Source organism: Nocardia sp. NPDC051990 (assembly GCF_040680755.1).
In the GTDB taxonomy this organism is placed as follows: domain Bacteria; phylum Actinomycetota; class Actinomycetes; order Mycobacteriales; family Mycobacteriaceae; genus Nocardia.
Map to the genome: position 1 here is coordinate 530,943 of NZ_JBFAXH010000001.1, position 20,148 is coordinate 551,090.

Sequence of the window (20,148 nt, forward strand, 5' to 3'; positions counted from 1 at the left end):
CCGTGGCAAGATCGGCCGGGTGCAGATCGGGATACTTGGACCATTCGAGATTCGCTCGGGCGACGGTGTTTTCGCCGATGTGCCGGGCGCGCGGCTGCGCGGGCTGTTGATCGCCCTCGCACTCGAACCGGGTCACGCGGTCCCGAAGGCGACGCTCATCGACTGGATCTGGGGTGAACACCCGCCCGCCGACGCGGCGAATGCCTTGCAACGGTTGGTTTCCCGACTGCGGAAGGTGCTGCCGGAAGGATCGATCGAGGGGCAGACGGACGGCTACCGGTTGCGGGTGCAACCCGACGATGTCGACGCCGTGCGGTTCGAACGCCTCGTCGCCCAGGCACACAATGCCGAGGATCTACGAGGGGTACAGCGGCTGCGCGAGGCCCTCGCATTGTGGCGCGGTGCGGCCATGCAGGACGTCGGTCTGCAGGAGAGTGCGGCGTTCGACGCGGCGGTCACCCGGCTCGAAGGGCTACGCCTGACTGCCATGGAGGATCGGTTCGATACCGAGATCAGTCTCGGCCACGGTGCGGAGCTGGTCACGGAACTGACCGACTTGGTGGCCGCACATCCGGTGCGCGAACGGCTTGTCGCCGCGTTGATGCGTGCCCTCGTCGCAACCGGTCGCGATACCGAGGCGCTGCGCGTGTACGAGCGCACGAGACAGACCCTGGCCGACGAGTTGGGCGTCGACCCCTCAGCGGAGCTGTCCGCAGTGCACGTCGCGCTGCTGCGCGGCGAGTTGGGACGGCGGGAGGAGAACCGGAAGACCAACTTGCGTGCCGAGCTGACCAGTTTCATCGGCAAGGACTCCGATGTCGCCGCGGTCGGCGAACTCAACGCCGAACATCGGCTCACCACCCTGATCGGACCTGGCGGCTCGGGGAAGACCAGACTGGCCACGGAAACCGCGCGCACGCTGCTCGGCGACCTGCCGGACGGCGCCTGGCTGGTCGAACTCGCGGCCATCGCCGCCGACGGTGACGTCGCACAAGCGACGCTCGCCGCGCTCGGACTGCGGGATGCGCTGCTCGGCGAGGCATCGGACGCGGAGCCGACGGATCGGGTCATCGCCGCGATCCGCGAGCGGGCGATATTGCTGATTCTGGACAACTGCGAGCACCTGATCGAGCCCGCGGCGACATTCGCCCATCGGGTGCTCGGAGAGTGCCCGCGGCTGCGGATCCTCGCGACGAGCAGGGAGCCCCTCGGCATCACCGGCGAGGCGCTATGGCCGGTCGTGCCGCTGGCCTTGCCGCAGGGGGACGCCGACCCCGGCGAGATCGCGTCGTCTCCAGCTGTCCGACTGCTGCGGGACCGAGCCGGCGCGGTGCGCAAGGACCTCGCGACCGACGCCCACACATTGGCCACTTTGGCACGCGTCTGCCGGGCGCTGGACGGGATGCCACTGGCAATCGAACTCGCCGCGGCCAGGTTGCGCACGATGTCCCTCGATCAGCTCGCCAATCGGCTCGACGACCGGTTCCGCCTGCTGACCGGCGGCAGCCGTACCGCACTGCCGCGGCACCGGACGCTGCGCGCGGTGATCGACTGGAGCTGGGAGCTGCTCACCGACGCCGAACGGATGGTGCTGCGCAGGCTCTCGGTGTTCTCCGGTGGTGCGAGCCAAGAAGCGGCCGAACGAGTCTGCGCGGGTAATCAGGTCGAGGCGTGGGAGGTGCTCGAGTTGCTGACCGCGCTGACCGAGAAATCGCTCGTGGTCACCGCGGGCGACGGGGCGCCGCGCTACCGGATGCTCGGCACGATCAAGGAGTACGCCGAGCAGCGTCTCGCGGAGGCCGGGGAATCGGATCCGGCGCGGCGCGCGCATCTCGCGTACTTCACCGAACTCGCCGAAACCGCGGATCCGCATCTACGCCGGGCCGAGCAATTGGAATGGCTCGCCACGCTCGAGGCCGAGCACGACAATATCGCCGCCGCGATGCGCGGCGCGCTCGCGGCCGGCGAGGCGGACGGGGCGATGCGGCTCGCCGCTGCCGCTGGCTGGTACTGGTGGTTCGGCGGGCACAAGGCCGAGGGCAACGAGCTGATCATGGCGGCCACTGCCCTGCCCGGTGCGGTGGCCGACGAGATCCGGGGCGTGGTGTACGCATACGTCGTGCAGTTCGTGACCTCCGGGCCGCAGAGTGACCAGTACCAGGCGCAGGAGTGGATCCAGAAGGCTTACGAAATCAGCCAGCGCGTGCCGAGCCGGCACTGGGCGCTGAGGTTGGTCGCCCCGCTGGAGCGCATGTTGCACGGGCCGGAGGCGATCCTGCCGGCGTGGGAATCACTGCTGGTCGACGAGGAACCCTGGATACGCGCCCTGGGCCGGCTGCAGCTCGGCAAATTACGGATCCAGCTCGGCCACGACGGCCGGGATGCGGATACCTATCTCGAGACGGCGCTCACCGAGTTTCGCGCGCTCGGCGAACGGTGGGGGATCTCGTTCGCCCGGACCGAGCTGGCGAATCGAATCGCCGTGCGCGGCGAATTCGCCGCTGCGTGCGAGCACTACGAACAGGCGATCGCGGTCGTCACCGAGATCGGTGCCATCGACGACGTCGTGCCGCTGCGGTCGCGGCAGGCCCAGTTGTACTGGCTGATGGGCGATGCGGAGTCGAGCGCGGCGGCGATGACCGAGGCGCAGCGGTCCGCGGAACGGGTCGCCTGGCCGAGTGTGCTGGCCGAGCTGGCGCTGACGAAGGCGGAGCTCGCGCGCTGGAGTGGCAATGCCGAGCAGGCACGCCGGCAACTCGACGTCGCGACAGCGCTGCTGGGCGATGACGCCGAACGGGCAATCGGCCGCGCAGTGAAACAGAATCTGCTCGGCTATCTTGCCGAGGATCTCGACGAGGCCCGCGCACACCGCGTCGCGGCCCTGCAAGCGGCGTCCGAGGCGGGGCATGCACCCTTGATCGCCGAGGTGCTGGTCGGGACCGCGGATCTGGCGCTGCGTGCGAAACAGTACGAGCAAGCCGCGCGGCTGCTCGCGGCGAGCACCGGCGTGCTCGGTCTGCCCGATCGTGCCCAACCGGATGTGGCCAGGATCGAGCAGGCCACGCGAAGTCGCCTCGGTGAAGCGCGGTTCACCGAGGCGACGCGGGAGGGGGCACAGGCGAGCTGGCACGAGTTGGCCGCGGTCACGCTCGCTTGCTGAACGTGGCACGCGCCCACAGGTACCCGACGACAGCGATCCCGGCGCACCAGGCGATGGCGACGATCGCATCGCCGGTGTTCGGTGCGCCGTTGAGCAACCCGCGCAGGGTTTCGATGATCGGCGTGAAGGGCTGGTACTGCGCGAACTGCCGCAGGCCCGGCCCCATCTTCTCCGCCGGTACGATCGCGCTGCTGAAGAAGGGCAGCATGACCAGCGGTACGGAGGCCAGAGCCGCCGTTTCCGGAGACTTCGCGGCCAATCCCAGGGCGACCGTGAGCCAGCTGGCGGCGAAACCGAGCAGTACGACGATGCCGGCCACGCCGAGCCAGTCGAGGAAACTCGCCGACGGACTGAATCCCAGCAGGAATGCCACCCCGATGAGGGCCGCGATAGCGATCAGATTGGTCAGCACAGTGGCAATGACATGACCGCTCAGCACCGCGCCACGGGAGACGTCCATAACCTTGAACCGGTTGATGATCCCCTTCGTCATGTCGGAGTTCACCGACGTCGCGGTGGCCCCCAGCCCATAGCAGACCGCGAGCAGAATCAGTCCTGGCGTCGCGTAATCGATGTAGTCGACACCGACGTTGAAAGCGTCGCCGAACATGTACACGAACATCAACATGATGATGATCGGCATCAGCACCGCATTGAACACCGAGGTCGGGTTGCGGGCGATGTGTGTGAAGTTGCGGCGCAACATCACCATCGAATGGGATTTGGTGCTCATTTCGCTTCCACCTCCGTGGCGTGGCCCGTCAGGGCGAGGAAAACGTCGTCGAGATCGGGTGTGTGCACGGAGAACTCTTCGGCGCTGAGTGCATATTCATCGAGCCGATCCAGCAGAGCCCGCAGCGATGTCGTTCCGCCATCGCTTGGCACCCGCAGGGTCAGTGCCTCGTAGTCCGGCGTGGAGTCGGCGAAGAGACGCGCGGCCGCGTCGAGTCGGGCGACGTCGATGAACCGGAGCCGTACATGCGTCCCGGGGATCTGGCGCTTGAGCTCGTCGGGAGTGCCCTTGGCGACCAGGCGCCCCTGATCGAGCACCGCGATCCGGTCGGCGAGCTGATCGGCTTCCTCGAGGTACTGGGTGGTCAGGAAGATGGTCACGCCGTCGGCCACCAGGTCACGGATGATCGACCACATCATGCGACGGCTGCGCGGGTCCAGACCCGTGGTCGGCTCGTCCAGGAAGATGATCTGCGGATTTCCGACGAGCGTCATTGCCAGGTCGAGCTTCCGACGCATACCGCCGGAGTAGGTCGACGCGGGTTTGTGCGCCGCCTCGACCAGATCGAAGCGATCCAGCAGCTCGGTGACGGTCCGCTTGCCGTCTTTGCCGGAGACCCCATTGAGGTCCACCATCAGCTGCAGGTTCTCCTGCCCCGTCAGCAGCTCGTCCACCGCCGCGAACTGGCCGGTGACCCCGATCGCGGCACGCACCGCCTTGGCCTCGGTCGCGACGTCATGGCCGGCAACGCGTACCGACCCGCCGTCGGCTTTTATCAACGTGCTCAGCACATTTACCGTCGTCGTCTTGCCCGCTCCATTCGGACCGAGCAGGGAAAAGATCGTGCCCGCAGGAACATCCAGATCGATGCCGTCGAGCACAACCTTGTCCCCGTATGTCTTCCGCAGCCCTGACACCGCGATAGCCGAATTACTCATGCGACCACCATCGGCACCCGGCCTGTCACCCACCTGTCACGCCGCTGACACCGTGTTTCACCTGGTCGTTGCGGCATCAGGCTGGTGACAGGGTGATGTCAGGCCAGACGCCGAGAGTGGTTGCCATGGCGAACAACACGATGCCGACGACCCACCATCCATCCATTCAATTGCATTCCACCACAACAGATTCCAAGGAGCACACCACCGTGTCCATCGCCCTCACCGACCAGGACAAGACCACCCTGCGCACCGCCGCCTACGGCGCCATCTCACTGCTGACCGCCACCGGCTCGCCCCACAAGGCGGCCTCCGAAGGCACCATCGCCCTGTGCTCGGCGACCGGCCTGGTCGGGCATGTGCTCGCCTCCGCCAAGTCCAGGGATATCAAACTGAAGGGGAAGTCCGTAGCCGAACTCGCCGACCAGGTCCTGCCAGCCCTGACGGAAGCCATGAAGCTGCTCGACAAGCACGACGCGGCGGAAGCCGTCAACTTCCGCACCACCATCAACGTCGCCATCGAAGCAGCGACCCGCGCCCACAAAGGCGAACCCAGCCCCACCACAGCCGAGATGACCCGCAAAATCACCCAAGCCCTCGACGCCGCCTGATCGGAGGAATATAAGGCACAAATGATCCCCAGGTCGTTGACCTGGGGATTTTTCGTCGGACCGGTCGAGGTTGTCGTCGGCCTGCATTACTGTGCTTCCTCGCCCGCACCGGGATCTTCTCGGACTCCCGAACTGATCAACCATCCGGCTGTGCCGCAGGTAGGGCCGCACCGAAGATGACTCCCCCATAGGATGTCGCGCCTAGTTTCCTCGCCAGCAGGACGCGTTCACGTTCGTTGCCACACAGTCGCATCGCGAGTTCGAATTCGGCTCGCGCCTCGCCGCCGCGGCCGAGGCGGGTGAGCAGTTCGCCGCGAACGCTCGGCAATAGATGCGAATTCGCCAGGGCTGCTGAAGTTTTGAGTTCGTCGACTATGCGCAGGGCGGCAGCCGGTCCCTGTGCCATGGATACCGCGACCGCACGATTGAGCTCGACGACAGGGGATGGGGCGAGTCTGCCGAGGGCCTCATAGAGGAGCACGATGCGATCCCAGTCGGTGGTGTCCACGGATGAGGCGACGGCATGGCATTCGGCGATCGCGGCCTGCAGGCCGTAGGCGCCGAGGCCCCGGCCCGCCCGGGTGGCCTGGTCCAGGGCGGCGCGCCCACGGCGAATCGCCGAGCGGTCCCAGCGGTGGCGATTCTGGTGCTCGAGCAGAATCGGCTGCCCGTCGGCGTCGGTGCGGGCGGGGAAGCGTGCGGCGGTGAGCTCGAGCAGCGCCAGCAGCCCGTGTACCTCGGGTTCGGTCGAAATCAGCCGGGCCAGTACCCGGGCCAGCCGCTGCGCCTCACCGGCCAGATCGAATCGGATCAGATCGTCACCCGAGGTGGCCGACGATCCTTCGGTGAAGATCACATAGATGACGCTGAGCACCGAACCGAGGCGTTCACTGCGCTCCTGCGCGGACGGCACGGCGAACGGTACGCGAGCTGCCGCAAGGGTCTTCTTCGCCCGCGTGATCCGGGCCTGCACGGTGGCCGTTGGCGCTAGAAACGCCTTGGCGATCTCGTCGCTGGACAGGCCGCCGGCCACCCGCAGCGTGAGCGCGATCCGAGCCTCGCGCGACAGCAGCGGATGGCACGCGATGAAGATGAGCGCGAGCGTATCGTCGTCGATCTGATCGGGGTCCCACAGCGTCTCCGCACTCGCGGATTCCGCGGGCGGGCCACCGGCGGCGACCCCGCCCTCGCCCAGATCGCGGGCGAGGGCGGAGTACCGGTCATCGAGCGCGGCACGCCGGCGGAACGCGTCGATGGCCCGCCGCCGCCCGACGGTGAGCAGCCACCCGGCCGGATTGCGCGGCACACCATCCCGCGGCCAGTTCACCAGCGCCTCGGCCAATGCCTCCTGAGCGAGGTCCTCGGCCAGCGCGAAATCGCCGGTATAACGCGCGAGCGCCCCGACAATCCGCGCGGACTCGATCCGCCACACGGCGGCAACGGCCTCACGGCGAGTGGAATCGGCCATTCGCTCAGCGACTCACAGTTGTCCGGTGGCTTGGCGCCATGCCCGTTCCTTCTGAATCCATTCGTTGTCCTGCGGGAATTCGTCGATCGTGGTGACCCGCCGAATCTCGGTCTTGGATCCCGGCCCGAACGACGGGGCGCGCCTGGCCCATTCGATGGCCTCCTCCTTGGAGGCCACATTCAGAATGTAGAACCCGCCGAAGAGCTCCTTGGTCTCGCCGTAAGGCCCATCCGTGACCACCGGCGGCTCCGACGAATAGTCCACCACCACACCCTCTTCGGGCCCGGCCAGCCCTTCGGCCGCGACCAGCACGCCGGCCCGGATCATCTCGTCGTTGTACCGCCCGATGGTCTCGAGCACCTTCTCGAAGTCGACCTCCGCCATGGCCGCATTGCCCTCGTCGGTGGCCCGCCAGATCAGCATGTACTTCACAGTCATCCTCCTAGTTCCGGGTCGCCTTCCGACCCTCTCACCTGGAGGTCGAACGGAGAACACGACAGATCGACACGGCCCCGAAAAATGCCGTACCACCACACCGCGGATAGATGTCATCAATCGCCCACACCGCCTGCCATGCGGCACGCATTTGATCGCGCCGCCGGCAGCTCGGCGCTCAAACGTAACGTCCTTGCCCGCATCGGCGAGGTCCCAGATCTGCTCGGTTGCCGTCGTCCGCCCGCGAGGTTCGGGGTGGCAAGGCCTGGGTGACGCGCCACAGGCGGCGGGGCAGTTCGCCCTCTTCGAACGAGTGGACCTCGGTCAGATCCCATCCGTCGGCGACGGCATCGACCAGCGCGCGCGAAAAGAAGTGGACCGCGAACCCACCCTGTTCGTAGATGTCGTCACCGTGAAAGACGCCCGTCTGGTAATGCGCGTCGCCGACATGACGGACGGTGTAGATGAAGACGCCGCCGGGTCGTAGCACCCGCTTGATGTCGCCCGCCAAGGCGAGGATCTGCTCAGTGGACAGCGCCATGCACAACAGCATGTGCGCGAAAACGCCATCGAATGCGCTGTCGGGCAGCGGGATCGGCGTGCGCGCATCGTGTTCGAGTGTCCGCACCCGGTCATCGATACCCGCGATTGCGGCGGCGTGCCGAAGCTGGGCCAAGCCGACCGCGCTGAAGTCGGTGGCGGTGACCTGAAAGCCGGATCGGGCCAGATACAAGGCGTCACGTCCGTGGCCCGCGCCGAGTTCGAGGACATCGCGCACGGCAGCGGCGCGGAAACACTCGGCGGCATACACCGCAGCTCGGGAAGGCCGCTCACCGTACATGCCGGGCTGGGAGCGGTAGGTCTGTTCCCAGTGCTGGTGCTGATCGTGCCCCATCAGGACATACTCCATCACGGCGGGCAATCGGCGGCTTGTCGGGGTCAGGAGCGAAGCATCGAGATGGGCCGCCGCGAGGACGGCGGCCCGGTCAGGCCGCCGTCCAGGGCATCGCCGATCGACACTCCTAGCCCTGCCTAGCTCGCCAACGGCCCGCTCCCGCAGGCGCGACGGTCGGTGTGAACCAGCGTCTGCACCGATACGGGGCCCGTTCGGGGGTCACATCGAACGGTGGCTGCCATCGAATCCCACAGTGCACCATGAGGATTCAGGATGTCACTCGGCCGCGCGACCGACGTCGGCCTAGGCAAGGGGGCCTACCACGGATTCGGCGCTGGCCAGCAGTTCGCCGGAGGCGGCGAGCTGGACGACGGCCTCGATCTCCGGGGCCAGGTAACGGTCGGTGCCGGGGCCCTCGACCGACTCGCGGATGCGATCGCGGACGGCGGCAGTGGCCGCGGCGGGTTCCAAGGGGGCACGCAGGTCCAGCGCCCGGGCGGCGGTGAGGGCTTCGATGGCGAGGACGCGGGTCAGGCCGTCGATCGCGCGGCGCAGTTTGCGGGCCCCGGACCAGCCCATCGACACGTGGTCCTCCTGCATGGCCGAAGAGGGGATGGAATCCACGCTCGCGGGGGCGGCCAGGCGCTTGAGCTCGGAGACGATCGCGGCCTGCGTGTACTGCGCGATCATGTGGCCGCTGTCCACGCCCGGGTCGTCGGCCAGGAAGGGCGGCAGGCCGTGGTTGCGGGCCCGGTCCAGGAACCGGTCGGTGCGGCGTTCGCTGATGCTCGCCACGTCGGCGACCACGATGGCCAGGAAGTCCAGGACGTATGCGACGGGTGCACCGTGGAAGTTGCCGTTCGACTCCACCCGGCCGTCGAGGGTGACGGCGGGATTGTCGACGGCGCTGGCCAGCTCGTAGGACGCGATTCGCTCGGCATGGTCGAGGGTGTCGCGCGCTCCGCCCGCGACCTGCGGAGCACAACGCAGCGAGTAGGCGTCCTGCACGACCGTACAGTCGGGGGTCGCGTGGCTGGCGACAATGCCCGAACCGCCAAGCAGGCGAGTCATATTCGCGGCGGCCAGCGCTTGACCCGGCTGCGGGCGCAAGGCCTGCAGGTCCGCGGCGAACACCTTGTCGGTGCCGAGCAGACCCTCGACGCTCATGGACGCGGTCACATCGGCCAGCCGCAGCAGCCGCAGCAGGTCGTGGCAGGCCAGCACCAGCATGCCGAGCATGCCATCGGTGCCGTTGATCAGCGCCAGCCCCTCCTTCTCGGCGAGCACGACCGGCTCGATGCCAGCCTCGGCGAGCGCCTGCGCGGCCGGCATCAGGGTGCCGTGCGCGTCGCGGACCGAACCCTCACCCATCACCGCGAGCGCGACATGCGCCAGCGGCGCCAGGTCACCGGAACAGCCGAGGCTGCCGTATTCGTGCACCACGGGTGTGATGCCGGCCGAGAGCAGTGCGGCGTACGCCTGCGCGACCTCGGCCCGAACACCGGTCCGTCCGGTCGCAAGGGTGGACAGGCGCAGCAGCATGAGCGCACGAATCACCTCGCGCTCGACCTCGGGTCCCGAACCCGCCGCATGCGAGCGAACGAGACTGCGCTGCAACTGGGTTCGCAATTCCAGCGGAATGTGGCGGGTGGCCAGCGCGCCAAAACCGGTCGAGACTCCGTACACCGGCTTCGGGTCTGCCGCGAGCGCCTCGATCCGGGCGCGGCTCGCGGAGATCACGGTGAGCGCGTCCTCCGACAGCCGCACCGCGGCGCCGCCGCGCGCGACCCGCACCACGTCCTCCGGCGTGACGGCGCCGACTCCGACGACCACTTCGTTGTCGGTTCCTGCCGCATCGGCGTGCTGTTCGGACAGTCGGATGGTGTTCGAGCTCATCGTGTTGTGTTCCATTCCAATCGAGTGCCGGCGCCACGGCCGGGATTTCTGTGTTTATTCGGCGATCGCCGCGGCGGCGGCCGGGGTCGGCTCGGTGACGGCGCCACACCACCGCCGGAAAGCAGCGGCGAGCAGGACCAGCCAGACCGCCCCGACGATCAATGCCACGCGGGTGTCGGCGTCGAAGGCGAGCAGTACGATCACGAACACCAAGCCGGTGATGGCCGCGATCGGCAGATAGGGAAACATCGGGACCGGAAACTTCAGCGCGGCTACTTCCGCGGCGCTCATCCGTTTCCGGGCCGCTAACTGGGAGGCCAGGATCATCACCCAGACGAAGATCGTGGCGAAGGTGGCGATCGACGCGATGACCAGGAAGACCCGGTCGGGCATCAGGTAATTCAGCACCACGCCGACCAGCAGGGCCGACACCATGATGACGACGGTCATCCACGGGACGCCATTGCGAGAGACCTGCCGCATGATCGCGGGCGCCTGCCCGCGCTGCGCCAACCCGTACATCATGCGGCCCGCGCCGAAGATATTGCTGTTGATCGCCGACAGCGCAGCGGTGATGACCACGACGTTCAGTACCGTCGCCGCCGAGCTCAGGCCCAGGCCGTCGAAGATCTGCACGAACGGGCTGCCTTGATCACCGATGGAGTCCCACGGGGTCACGGCCATGATCACGGCCAGGGTGAGGACGTAGAACAGGATGATACGCACGGGGACGGTGTTGATCGCCCGCGGAATCGTCCGCTCGGGCTTCTCCGCCTCGCCCGCGGTGACGCCGATGATCTCGGTGCCGCCGAAGGCGAACATCACGATCGCGAAGCAGCTGAGGAAGCCACCGAATCCGGTCGCGAAGAATCCGCCGTCACCGTGCAGGTTGGCCAGGCCGGTGCTGGTGTCGTGCAGGCCGAAACCCCAGATCAGAACCGCGATTCCGCCCACAATCATGGCCACGATCGCGAGCACCTTGACGAGGCTGAACCAGAACTCGAGTTCACCGAACACCTTGACGCTGAGCAGGTTGATCGCGCCGATGAAGAAGATCACCGACAGCACCCAGATCCACCGTGGGACGTCCGGGAACCAGAAGCCCATGTAGACGCCGAACGCGGTGACGTCGGCGAGCAGGACGATGATCATCTCGAAGATGTAGGTCCACCCGGTCATGAAGCCGGCGAGCGGGCCGAGGTGTTCGCTCGCGTATTCACCGAACGAACCGGACACGGGGGCGCGGACCGCCATCTCGCCGAGTGCGCGCAGCACGATGAAGATCACGGCGCCGCCGATCAGGTAGGCCAGCAGCACCGACGGCCCGGCCCGCTTGATCGCATCGGCCGACCCGTAGAACAGGCCAGTCCCGATGGCCGAGCCGAGGGCGATGAAGCGGATGTGCCGTGCGGTGAGACCCCGGGTCAGGGTCGAGGTGATGTCGTTCACGGATCGTGACTTCCCGGTGTAGTCGAAAACAACAACCCGACAGGGATTGTGCATGGGCTCACATATGTATAGGGCTGTCTATACAACGTGTCAAGGGGTGTGCAGTTACACAGCGGCAACTACTGTAGTTCCCGACGTTGTGCCACGATTCGATGGATCAGCCGCGCGGCCGTCCGCGCGGTCCGGTTGTCGACATCCAAGTCCGGATTCAGCTCGGCCACATCCAGCACCGCGAGCTTGCCGCTGCTCGCCACCTCGTCACAGACCCGCTGAATCACCTCGACCGGCACGCCGAACGCGGCCGGAGCACTGACCCCCGGCGCGACCGCCGCGGGCAGCACATCCAGATCGATCGTCAAGTAGACGACATCGACCGCCGCCAGGAAATCCGCCACGAACTCTCGCACGCCGGCCAGATCCGCGATCGTGCAATCCTCATCGAGCCGGTAGCGAACACCCAGCGTCGCAGCGGTTTCGAACAAGGCCACGGTATTGCTGGGCTGCGAGATGCCGAGCACCGAATAGTTCAGCACCCGACCCGCCGCGGCCTCACCCTCGGCCATCTGCCGGAACGGTGTTCCGGAGCTGGGTATCTCGTCCCCGCGAAGATCGAAATGGGCATCCAGGTTGAGCACGCCCCAGCGCGCCCCGGCCCGGACCGCGGCCGACCGCGAGACACCGAGATAGCTGCCGTAGGCCACCTCGTGCCCGCCGCCGAGCACGGTCACCATATGGCCACGGTCCAGCAATGCGGTCACCGTCCGGCCGAGACGCTCCTGGCCGGACTCGAGGTCGCCGTCCTCGACTGCCATGTCACCGGCGTCCATGATCCGGGTCGGACCGGGTAACGCAAGCGACGCCAATGCCTGGCGCAAGGTGGCCGGACCCCGGGCAGCGCCGGTCCGCCCCTTGTTGCGGCGGACCCCCTCATCGCTGCGGAATCCGACCAGAACGCTTGCCCCGGGCGGGCTTTCGCGGACAAACGGCGTAATCGCGTTGTGCCAGCGCAGATGTGCCGCGCCCGGACCGTCGTCGCGTCCCGACCAGCCGGTCGGCGGATGGTCGACAGCAGTCATCGTCGGACACCGTCCTTCCAGATCTCGCGCACCAGCGCGACTCCCGGCCGATACGCCAGGTACAGGTGCGAGGGTGCGTCGAGTCCGATCAGGTCGGCACGCGCACCGACCCGGATATGCCCGATATCGTCGCGCTGCAATGCCTTGGCGCCGCCCGCCGTCGCCGACCACACCGCTTCGTCGGGACTCATGTGCATCTCGCGGACCGCCAGGGCGATACAGAACGGAATGCTCGTCGTGTAGCAGGTACCCGGGTTGCAGTCCGCGGCCAGCGCCACGGTCACACCGGAATCGATCAGGCCCCGCGCGTCGGGGTACTTGTTGCGCGTGGAGAAGTCGGCTCCCGGCAGGAGTGTCGCGACCGTTTCGCTCGCCGCGAGCGCCTCGATGTCCGCACGGGTCGTATAGGTGACATGGTCGACCGAGGCGGCGTTCAGTTCGGCGGCCAGCCGGACACCCTCGCCGTAGGTCAACTGGTTTCCGTGGACGCGCGGCGTGAGCCCCGCGCGGATACCGGCCTCGAGGACGGCACGCGACTGGTCGGCGTCGAATGCGCCCTCCTCGCAGAAGACGTCGATCCACTTGGCCCGCGACGCACAGGCCGGGATCATCTCGTCGACGACCAGCCGCACGTAGTCGTCGGTACGCCCGGCGAACTCCGGCGGCGTGACGTGGGCGGCCAGCAAGGTCGTTTCCGGCGTGTGCTCTGCCGCGACGTCGAGGCTGCGGCGCTCGTCGGCCACCGTCTGCCCGTAGCCGGACTTGGTCTCGATCGTCGTGGTCCCGGTGCGCAGCGCTTCGGCGACCAGTCGCGCGGTATTGGCGCTCAGCGCGGCGTCGGTCGCGGCCCGGGTCGCGGCGACGGTCGTGCGGATGCCGCCCGCGCTGTAGGCCGCGCCCGTCATGCGGGCCGCGAACTCCTCCGAGCGCTCGCCGCCGAACACCAGATGCGCGTGACTGTCGACAAATCCGGGCATGGCGGCGCGGCCCCCGAGGTCCACCCGTGTGCCCGCGCTCCCCTCCGGCACGCGCGTTCGCGGACCGACCCACTGCACGATTCCGTCGCCGATCACCACCGCGGCATCGCGAATCAGCCCGAGCTTCCCGTCACCGACCGCGGGGTCGTTGGTCACGAGAACGCCGATATTGTCGACGAGCGTCCACTGCCCGACCTCATTGTTCATCCGAATTCAGTTCTCCTGCATCGGGATTCGCACACCTCGGGTGGCGGCGACATCGGTTGCGTGCTGGTATCCGGCATCGACGTGGCGGATCACGCCCATAGCGGGATCGTTGGTCAGCACGCGTTCGAGCTTGCGCGCGGCCAGTTCGGTGCCGTCGGCGATACACACCTGCCCCGCGTGGATGGAACGGCCCATACCCACACCGCCACCGTGGTGAATCGACACCCACGACGCGCCGGACGCGGTGTTGACCAGGGCATTGAGCAACGGCCAGTCCGCGATGGCGTCGGAGCCGTCGGCCATCGCCTCGGTCTCACGGTATGGGGAGGCGACCGAACCGGAATCCAGGTGGTCGCGGCCGATCGCCACCGGAGCCGACAGCTCACCGGAGGCGACCATCTCGTTGAACTTCAGGCCCGCCTTGTGCCGTTCGCCGTAGCCGAGCCAGCAAATGCGAGCGGGCAGACCCTCGAAGTGCACCTTCTCACCGGCCATGGTAATCCACCGCTTCAGGTGTTCGTTCTCCGGAAACAGTTCCAGAATGGCCCGATCGGTAGCTTCGATGTCCTTCGGATCACCCGACAGCGCGGCCCAGCGGAACGGGCCAAGTCCCTCCTCGAAGAGCGGCCGAATGTAGGCGGGCACGAAACCCGGGAAGTCGAAGGCCCGGTCGTAGCCGCCTTTTCGGGCCTCGTCGCGTATCGAGTTGCCGTAGTCGAAAACCTCGGCGCCGGCGTCCAGGAAGCCGACCATCGCCTCGACATGCGCCGCCATCGACTTGCGGGCCTCGACGGTGAACCACTCCGGGTCCGCTTCGGCCCGACTCTGCCAGTCCGCGACATCGACGCCGAGCGGCAGGTAGGACAGCGGATCGTGCGCCGAGGTCTGGTCGGTCACGATGTCGATCGGCGCGCCCATCGCGAGCAGGCGCGGGAAGATCTCCGCGGCATTGCCGACCACGCCGATCGACAGCGGTTCGCGCGCGTCCCGCTTCTGCACGGCCAGTTCCAGGGCGGCCTCCAGGGTGTCGGCCTTGGTGTCGAGGTAGCCATGCGCGATGCGACGATCGATGCGGGTGACGTCGACATCGACGCAGAGCGCGACGCCGTCGTTCATGGTGACCGCCAGCGGCTGCGCGCCACCCATGCCGCCCACGCCGGCGGTCAGGGTGATGGTGCCGGCCAGGGTGCCGCCGAACCGCTTGCGGGCCACCGCACCGAAGGTCTCGTAGGTGCCCTGCAGGATGCCCTGGCTGCCGATGTAGATCCACGAGCCGGCGGTCATCTGGCCGTACATCATGAGGCCCTCGGCCTCCAGCTTGCGGAACTGCTCCCAGTTCGCCCAGTCGCCGACCAGGTTGGAGTTGGCCAGCAGCACCCGCGGCGCCCATTCGCTGGTGCGCATGACACCAACCGGCTTGCCGGACTGAACCAGCAGCGTCTCATCGTCTTTCAGCGTCTCGAGGGTCCGCACGATGGCGTCGTACGCCGCCCAGCTGCGGGCTGCGCGACCGGTTCCGCCGTAGACGACCAGGTCGTCGGGGCGCTCGGCGACCTCCGGGTCGAGGTTGTTCATCAGCATGCGCAGCGCGCCCTCCTGCTGCCAGCCGAGGCAGTTCAGTTCGGTGCCGCGTGGGGCGCGGACCGGGCGCGGGCCGGCATGGGAATCAGTCGTCATCGGAACTCCTGTCGACATACGGGACGTGACGCCAATGACACCCCGGATTAAAAGCCTGGACCAGCACAGGCGGGCAGAAATCTCGGATCTCGGACACTTGACGGTGTCTGCGCGGACCTGGAGCGCCGATACACTTGGTCGCGATCGGTGGGTTTGCACCAATGGGCAAGATCTGGAGCAGGTGACGAGTGTGGCGATTGACGAGGTCGATATCAGGTCGCTGTTCCGTGCCCGGGGCCAGGGATCGGGTCCCGCGTACCAGCGCATCAAGGATCTGATCTCCGAGCAGATCGTCTCGGGGCGGTGGCGCGAAGGCGAGCTGCTGCCGTCGGAGAATCAGCTGGTCAGCGCGCTGGGATTGTCACGAATGACGGTCAACCGGGCGCTGCGTGAGTTGAGTACCGACGGCCTGGTGGTCCGGATCATCGGTGTCGGCACCTTCGTGGCCGAAAGAAAGGTCAGCTCAGCGCTATTCGAGGTGCGCAATATCGCCGACGAGATCGAGCGGCGCGGCCACCGGCATCGCGCCGAGGTCATCTCGTTGTGCGAGCAGTCGGCCGATTCGGTGACCGCGCAGGAGCTCGAGCTGCCGGAGGACAGTCCCGTATTCCATTCGCGGCTGGTACATTTCGAGAACGATCTCGCCATTCAGCTCGAGGATCGGTTCGTGAATCCGGAGTTCGCGCCGCGGTATCTGGACCAGGATTTCACCGCAACGACGCCTAATACCTACCTGGTATCGGTCGCGCCGCTCGGCCGCGGCGAGCACGTGGTCGAAGCCGTGCTCCCCACCGCCGACGAGTGCGGGCTGCTCGGGCTCATCGAGTCCGAGCCCTGTCTGCTGATCCGCCGGCGCACCTGGTCCGAGGACCGGCTGGTCAGCTCCGCACGATTGTTACATCCGGGTTCCCGCTACCGGCTCGCGGGAACCTTCGACGCCCAGACCCAGTGAAGGTCACACCGCATCGACCAGGCTGCGGATCTGACGCATCGCGGCGACACCGGCTGGGGTCTCCAGAATCTCGGTGAGGGTCGAGCAGGCCCGCGAAATCCTTGTCGCATCGCGGGTTTCCCACCGCATGAGGGTCGCGGCAGGGTCCTCGGCACGCTCGGCCAGCAGGTCGAGGCACAGCACACGCAGCGATCCTTACAGGTCGTCGCGTAAAGCGAGGCGCGCCAACGAGCGATTGACTCACACGGCCGGGCCGCTCACGCCCGCGGCGGCGCATGACCCGCGATTCGCGAGGTCAACCGGTCCGCACCCCACCGCAACGCCTGCTCCACCACCTCCGGCTCGGGAAAGGTCAAGATGCGCCACGTCGTACTCAAGGCCGCGACCGGCCGACTGTTGTGATCGAACACCGCCGCCCCGACCGACCGCAGCCCCGGCGTCACCAACTCCACCTCATCGGCCCAGCCACGGACCCGGACTTCCTCCAACGCGCGCCGCAACTCGGTCAACGTGCGAGGTCCGCGCCCGGTTCTGGTGATGAAGTCCGAACGGCGCGAATACAATGCCTTCACCTGCGCATCCGGCAGCGTGGCGAGAATGGCGCGACCGTTCGCGGTCAAGTGCGCCGGCAACCGCACCCCGATATCGGTGATCAGCGAAACCTCGGCGGCCGGACCCGAACTCGGGCGTTCCTTGAGCAGATAGACCGTCTCGTTGCCATGCAGAATCCCCAGGTGCACGGCCTGCCCGAGCTGCCTGGCCAACTGGTGCAGGATCGGCTGCGCCAGCCGCTCGAGCGGTTCGTGACGCAGGAACGCCGACCCGATCTCGAACGAGGTCACACCGAGCCCATACGCCTGCTCACCCGGCACATACACCACGAATCCGCGGTCCACCAGCACCGCCAGAATGTGATACACCGACGACCGTGGCAACCCCAGATCCCGGGCCAGCACCGCGGCCCGCACCGGCCCCGGGCCCTCGGCCAGGCGAACCAGAATATCCAGCGCACGCCCAACCGCCGGAGACGCACTCGAACGCGACGACTGGTCCATTCGAGTCAACCTACAAAACCCTCCGGTCCAAACCCCGAACCGGGGCGAACCGCGCCGAGATCTCCGGGCCCGCATCGATCGCCACAATCGAGAAGGGAGAACTGGACCGATGAGCCACGCACGCTGGAAAAACCTCCGAGAACGCAAGCTGACCGAGGGCTACACCGAACCCGCCGATGTCACCAAGGCCCGCCGCGAAATCCGGCTCTCCATGGCACTGGCCCAAGCCGTCTACGACCGCCACACCGAACTCGGACTCACCCAAATCGACCTCGCCGAACGCGCTGGCCTGACCCAACTGGTCCCTCGGGCATGAAAAACCCCTCACCTGGCATGCAAGTGAGGGGCCTCTAGTGGAGCTAAGGGGAATCGAACCCCTGACCTTCTCGATGCGAACGAGACGCGCTACCAACTGCGCTATAGCCCCGTGCGGCTCCAGGGAACCGCGCTGTGACACTGTATCAGGCAGTGTGGGCAGACTCCGAATCGCGTGGTTGACCTGGGCGAATGCGGGCTCGGGTCAGGCGCCGGCGGCGCGGCGCATATCGCTGGTGCCGCGGCGGAGGGCGCGGGCGGTGGCGGGGTCGAAGTTTTCCAGGTGCTCGAACATGGGGTCTTCGTCGTCCACCTCGATGAGGGAGGAGCGGCGGCGGAGAGCACGGGCGGTGTCGCGGTCCATGACGCGCTGTTTGGCGCGCTGCTCGGCCTCGCGTTCGGCCTCGACGTGCTCGCCACGACTGCGGGCTAGGCGGGCGAGGCGACGGCGGCGGATTTCCTCCTCCATGCGGACCTGCTTGCGCAGGTACGCCAGGTAGGCCACCAGGACGAGCGCGGAGCCGCCGCAGCCCCACCAGAGCATGGGGCTCAGCGCCACCGAGAGTCCGCCGAAGGCGAAGGCGGCCAGCATGAGGCCGAGCACCGCGCGCTGCCGGAAGGTGTAGCGTGCCGCGCGCGCGATGGCGTCGGCCTCCGGATCGAATCCGCCGCGACCACGCCGGGTCGGCACGAAATCCGAGTCGTCGGAGTCGGATTCGTCGAAGCGAGCGGGCGCCGCCGTCCGGGCCTGGGGGATCCGGGCACCAGCCGGTTCGGTGTGCTCTACCGCCACCCGGTCATCATTGACGGTCGCACGTTGCTTCGCATCCGTTCGGGCCGTGGTGATTTCGGCATCGTCGGAATCGGCATCGCCGAGCTCGCCGACGGTGTCATCGAATTCGCCATCCGCGGTGGCGAATTCGTCGTCCGCATCGTCGAATTCGTCGACTTCAGCATCCCTGTCGTCGATTTCGGCATCGGGCTCCGCCGACCCGGCTTCGGGCGGGTTCTCCGTGGGATTGTCGTCCTCGGTGACCTGGCCGTCGGCCGGTGGGGTCATCCGGTCCTCCGCATCATCGCTATGGGAAAGCCTTCTCTGCATTCGGGTCGGCCGGTAATCCGGATCGCTGTCGTGTCCGGCGGCCGGACCACTCTTGGTGCGCCGCTTGGAACCTCCGCGGTGCAATACACGGGTCGCCAACCCCGCGTCGGTTATCTGTCTGATCCTGGGGTGCCGGTCGGCGAGGATCGGGAACAGCACGAAGACCCAGAACACAACCAGGCCGATCCACAGGATCGAGTTCGGCATCTCGCCTCAGCACCTCCGTCCCCACCGCATCGTCCGCTCGGCCTTTCGACCGGGTCGAACCGCGCCCCGTCGCGGTGCGTTCGCTCGCCGCAAAACGCCTCGGACGGACGGACGTCCGGCCGCCGTGAGGCGTATTCGGCACTGCCTCACAGGCTGGTTGCCGGCGGCGCGGGACGCACCTCCGACGTCCGTAGGTTAATTCCGTGTCGCACCAAGTTCGGTCAGGCGCGCCGGGCACATACGCCACACCTGTCACAGTTCCACCATCTTCGCCGCGCGTCGAAGGCGGCCGGGCGCATCGAAAACGGTGCGTAGGTGCAGGTATCCGAATTTCAGGGCAGCGTGGCCCGACCATCGCGCACCAGTCGATCGACGACGGTCCCCGCCACCTCCTCGACGGTAATGCCGACCAGCAGGTGATCGCGCCAGGCCCCGTCCACATCCAGGTACCGCTTCAGCAGCCCTTCCTCACGGAACCCTACATTGCGCAGAACCGCTTGACTGGCCAGGTTTTCCGGCCGCACAGTCGCCTCGACCCGATGTAATCCGAGGGGCCCGAAGCAGTGGTCCAGCCCGAGCGCGAGCGCGGCCGTCGCCACGCCCTGACCGCTCAAATCCTTGGCAACCCAATAGCCGACCCATGCCGAACACAATGCGCCGCGCACGATATTGCCGACGGTCAACTGCCCGCTGAACGCGCCGTCGACCTCGATCACGAGCGGAATCATCGCACCGCGCCTGGCCTCGGTCTTCAGACTCGACCACAGCGACGGCCAGTTCGAGACGTGGTTGCGCGCCTCCCAGGTACCGCGGCCGGTCGGCTCCCACGGCTCCAGATGTGCCCTGTCGCGCAACCGGATCCGGCTCCAGGCCGCCGCATCGCGCAACCGCACCGGACGCAATGTCACCTTCCCGGCCGCGACGCGCACCGGTCCCAGATGCGCGGGCCAACCGGGATGCTGCGCCACCCGGAACACATTCATCGTCTCCACACC

Annotated in this window: 18 protein-coding genes and 1 tRNA gene; 4 read left to right on the plus strand and 15 right to left on the minus strand. The window is 67.4% G+C overall.

All coding sequences use genetic code 11. The features are described 5' to 3' along the window. Window positions 1-19: 19 nt before the first annotated feature. Complete coding sequence (locus AB0L63_RS02530; RefSeq protein ID WP_364493455.1) at window positions 20-3,160, plus strand: BTAD domain-containing putative transcriptional regulator; 3,141 nt, start codon at window positions 20-22, stop codon at window positions 3,158-3,160. Here the strand turns inward: AB0L63_RS02530 and AB0L63_RS02535 are convergent. Both AB0L63_RS02535 and AB0L63_RS02540 read right to left on the minus strand, forming a co-directional pair. Next, complete coding sequence (locus AB0L63_RS02535) at window positions 3,144-3,893, minus strand: ABC transporter permease (RefSeq protein WP_364493457.1); 750 nt, start codon at window positions 3,891-3,893, stop codon at window positions 3,144-3,146. The two genes, AB0L63_RS02530 and AB0L63_RS02535, sit on opposite strands and share 17 nt — an antisense overlap. Continuing rightward, window positions 3,890-4,831 carry an ATP-binding cassette domain-containing protein gene (locus tag AB0L63_RS02540; RefSeq protein WP_364493459.1) on the minus strand — a complete coding sequence of 314 codons (942 nt, stop codon included), beginning with the start codon at window positions 4,829-4,831 and terminating at the stop codon, window positions 3,890-3,892. Before AB0L63_RS02540 ends, AB0L63_RS02535 begins: the two co-directional genes overlap by 4 nt. 125 nt (window positions 4,832-4,956) lie before the next feature. On the opposite strand from AB0L63_RS02540, the gene AB0L63_RS02545 reads away from it, so the two are divergent. Further along, a complete protein-coding gene (locus AB0L63_RS02545) occupies window positions 4,957-5,442 on the plus strand; it encodes a hypothetical protein (protein WP_364493461.1) in 486 nt (161 codons plus the stop codon). A gap of 136 nt (window positions 5,443-5,578) precedes the next feature. Here AB0L63_RS02545 and AB0L63_RS02550 read toward each other — a convergent pair whose 3' ends face one another. From AB0L63_RS02550 to hutU, 8 genes are all read right to left on the minus strand, one after another. Continuing rightward, window positions 5,579-6,910 carry a DUF6596 domain-containing protein gene (locus AB0L63_RS02550; protein ID WP_364493463.1) on the minus strand — a complete coding sequence of 444 codons (1,332 nt, stop codon included), beginning with the start codon at window positions 6,908-6,910 and terminating at the stop codon, window positions 5,579-5,581. A 12-nt stretch (window positions 6,911-6,922) separates the two neighbouring features. Further along, entirely contained in the window at window positions 6,923-7,342 is a 420-nt protein-coding gene (locus tag AB0L63_RS02555; protein WP_364493465.1) for a YciI family protein, read from the minus strand. 181 nt (window positions 7,343-7,523) lie between these two features. After that, window positions 7,524-8,240 carry a class I SAM-dependent methyltransferase gene (locus AB0L63_RS02560; protein ID WP_364493467.1) on the minus strand — a complete coding sequence of 239 codons (717 nt, stop codon included), beginning with the start codon at window positions 8,238-8,240 and terminating at the stop codon, window positions 7,524-7,526. Between the two features lie 303 nt (window positions 8,241-8,543). Next, a complete protein-coding gene (gene hutH, locus AB0L63_RS02565; protein ID WP_364493469.1) occupies window positions 8,544-10,136 on the minus strand; it encodes a histidine ammonia-lyase in 1,593 nt (530 codons plus the stop codon). A 54-nt stretch (window positions 10,137-10,190) separates the two neighbouring features. Next, on the minus strand, window positions 10,191-11,585 hold the full coding sequence (locus AB0L63_RS02570) for an amino acid permease (protein WP_364493471.1): 1,395 nt from the start codon (window positions 11,583-11,585) through the stop codon (window positions 10,191-10,193). A gap of 119 nt (window positions 11,586-11,704) precedes the next feature. Further along, a complete protein-coding gene (gene hutG, locus AB0L63_RS02575) occupies window positions 11,705-12,661 on the minus strand; it encodes a formimidoylglutamase (protein WP_364493473.1) in 957 nt (318 codons plus the stop codon). Then, entirely contained in the window at window positions 12,658-13,845 is a 1,188-nt protein-coding gene (gene hutI / locus AB0L63_RS02580; RefSeq protein ID WP_364493475.1) for an imidazolonepropionase, read from the minus strand. Before hutI ends, hutG begins: the two co-directional genes overlap by 4 nt. 6 nt (window positions 13,846-13,851) lie before the next feature. Next, window positions 13,852-15,522 (minus strand): urocanate hydratase, encoded by a 1,671-nt coding sequence (gene hutU / locus AB0L63_RS02585; RefSeq protein WP_364493477.1) that lies wholly within the window; start codon window positions 15,520-15,522, stop codon window positions 13,852-13,854. 190 nt (window positions 15,523-15,712) lie between these two features. Between hutU and hutC the strand changes: the two genes are divergently transcribed. Then, entirely contained in the window at window positions 15,713-16,474 is a 762-nt protein-coding gene (gene hutC / locus AB0L63_RS02590; protein ID WP_364493479.1) for a histidine utilization repressor, read from the plus strand. Window positions 16,475-16,477: 3 nt separating this feature from the next. Here hutC and AB0L63_RS02595 read toward each other — a convergent pair whose 3' ends face one another. Next, the gene (locus AB0L63_RS02595) at window positions 16,478-16,657 is read right to left on the minus strand and encodes a hypothetical protein (RefSeq protein WP_364493481.1); all 180 of its coding nucleotides are present in this window, start codon (window positions 16,655-16,657) and stop codon (window positions 16,478-16,480) included. Window positions 16,658-16,731: 74 nt separating this feature from the next. Continuing rightward, the gene (locus tag AB0L63_RS02600) at window positions 16,732-17,529 is read right to left on the minus strand and encodes an IclR family transcriptional regulator (protein ID WP_364493483.1); all 798 of its coding nucleotides are present in this window, start codon (window positions 17,527-17,529) and stop codon (window positions 16,732-16,734) included. 109 nt (window positions 17,530-17,638) lie between these two features. Between AB0L63_RS02600 and AB0L63_RS02605 the strand changes: the two genes are divergently transcribed. After that, on the plus strand, window positions 17,639-17,845 hold the full coding sequence (locus tag AB0L63_RS02605; RefSeq protein ID WP_364493485.1) for a hypothetical protein: 207 nt from the start codon (window positions 17,639-17,641) through the stop codon (window positions 17,843-17,845). Between the two features lie 38 nt (window positions 17,846-17,883). On the opposite strand, the gene AB0L63_RS02610 is transcribed toward AB0L63_RS02605, so the two are convergent. The 3 genes from AB0L63_RS02610 to AB0L63_RS02620 form a co-directional block, all read right to left on the minus strand. Then, window positions 17,884-17,956 (minus strand) — tRNA-Ala (locus AB0L63_RS02610). A gap of 93 nt (window positions 17,957-18,049) precedes the next feature. Then, complete coding sequence (glpR, locus tag AB0L63_RS02615; RefSeq protein WP_364493487.1) at window positions 18,050-19,153, minus strand: gephyrin-like molybdotransferase receptor GlpR; 1,104 nt, start codon at window positions 19,151-19,153, stop codon at window positions 18,050-18,052. 332 nt (window positions 19,154-19,485) lie between these two features. Beyond that, the gene (locus tag AB0L63_RS02620) at window positions 19,486-20,136 is read right to left on the minus strand and encodes a GNAT family protein (RefSeq protein WP_364493489.1); all 651 of its coding nucleotides are present in this window, start codon (window positions 20,134-20,136) and stop codon (window positions 19,486-19,488) included. Window positions 20,137-20,148 lie beyond the last annotated feature (12 nt).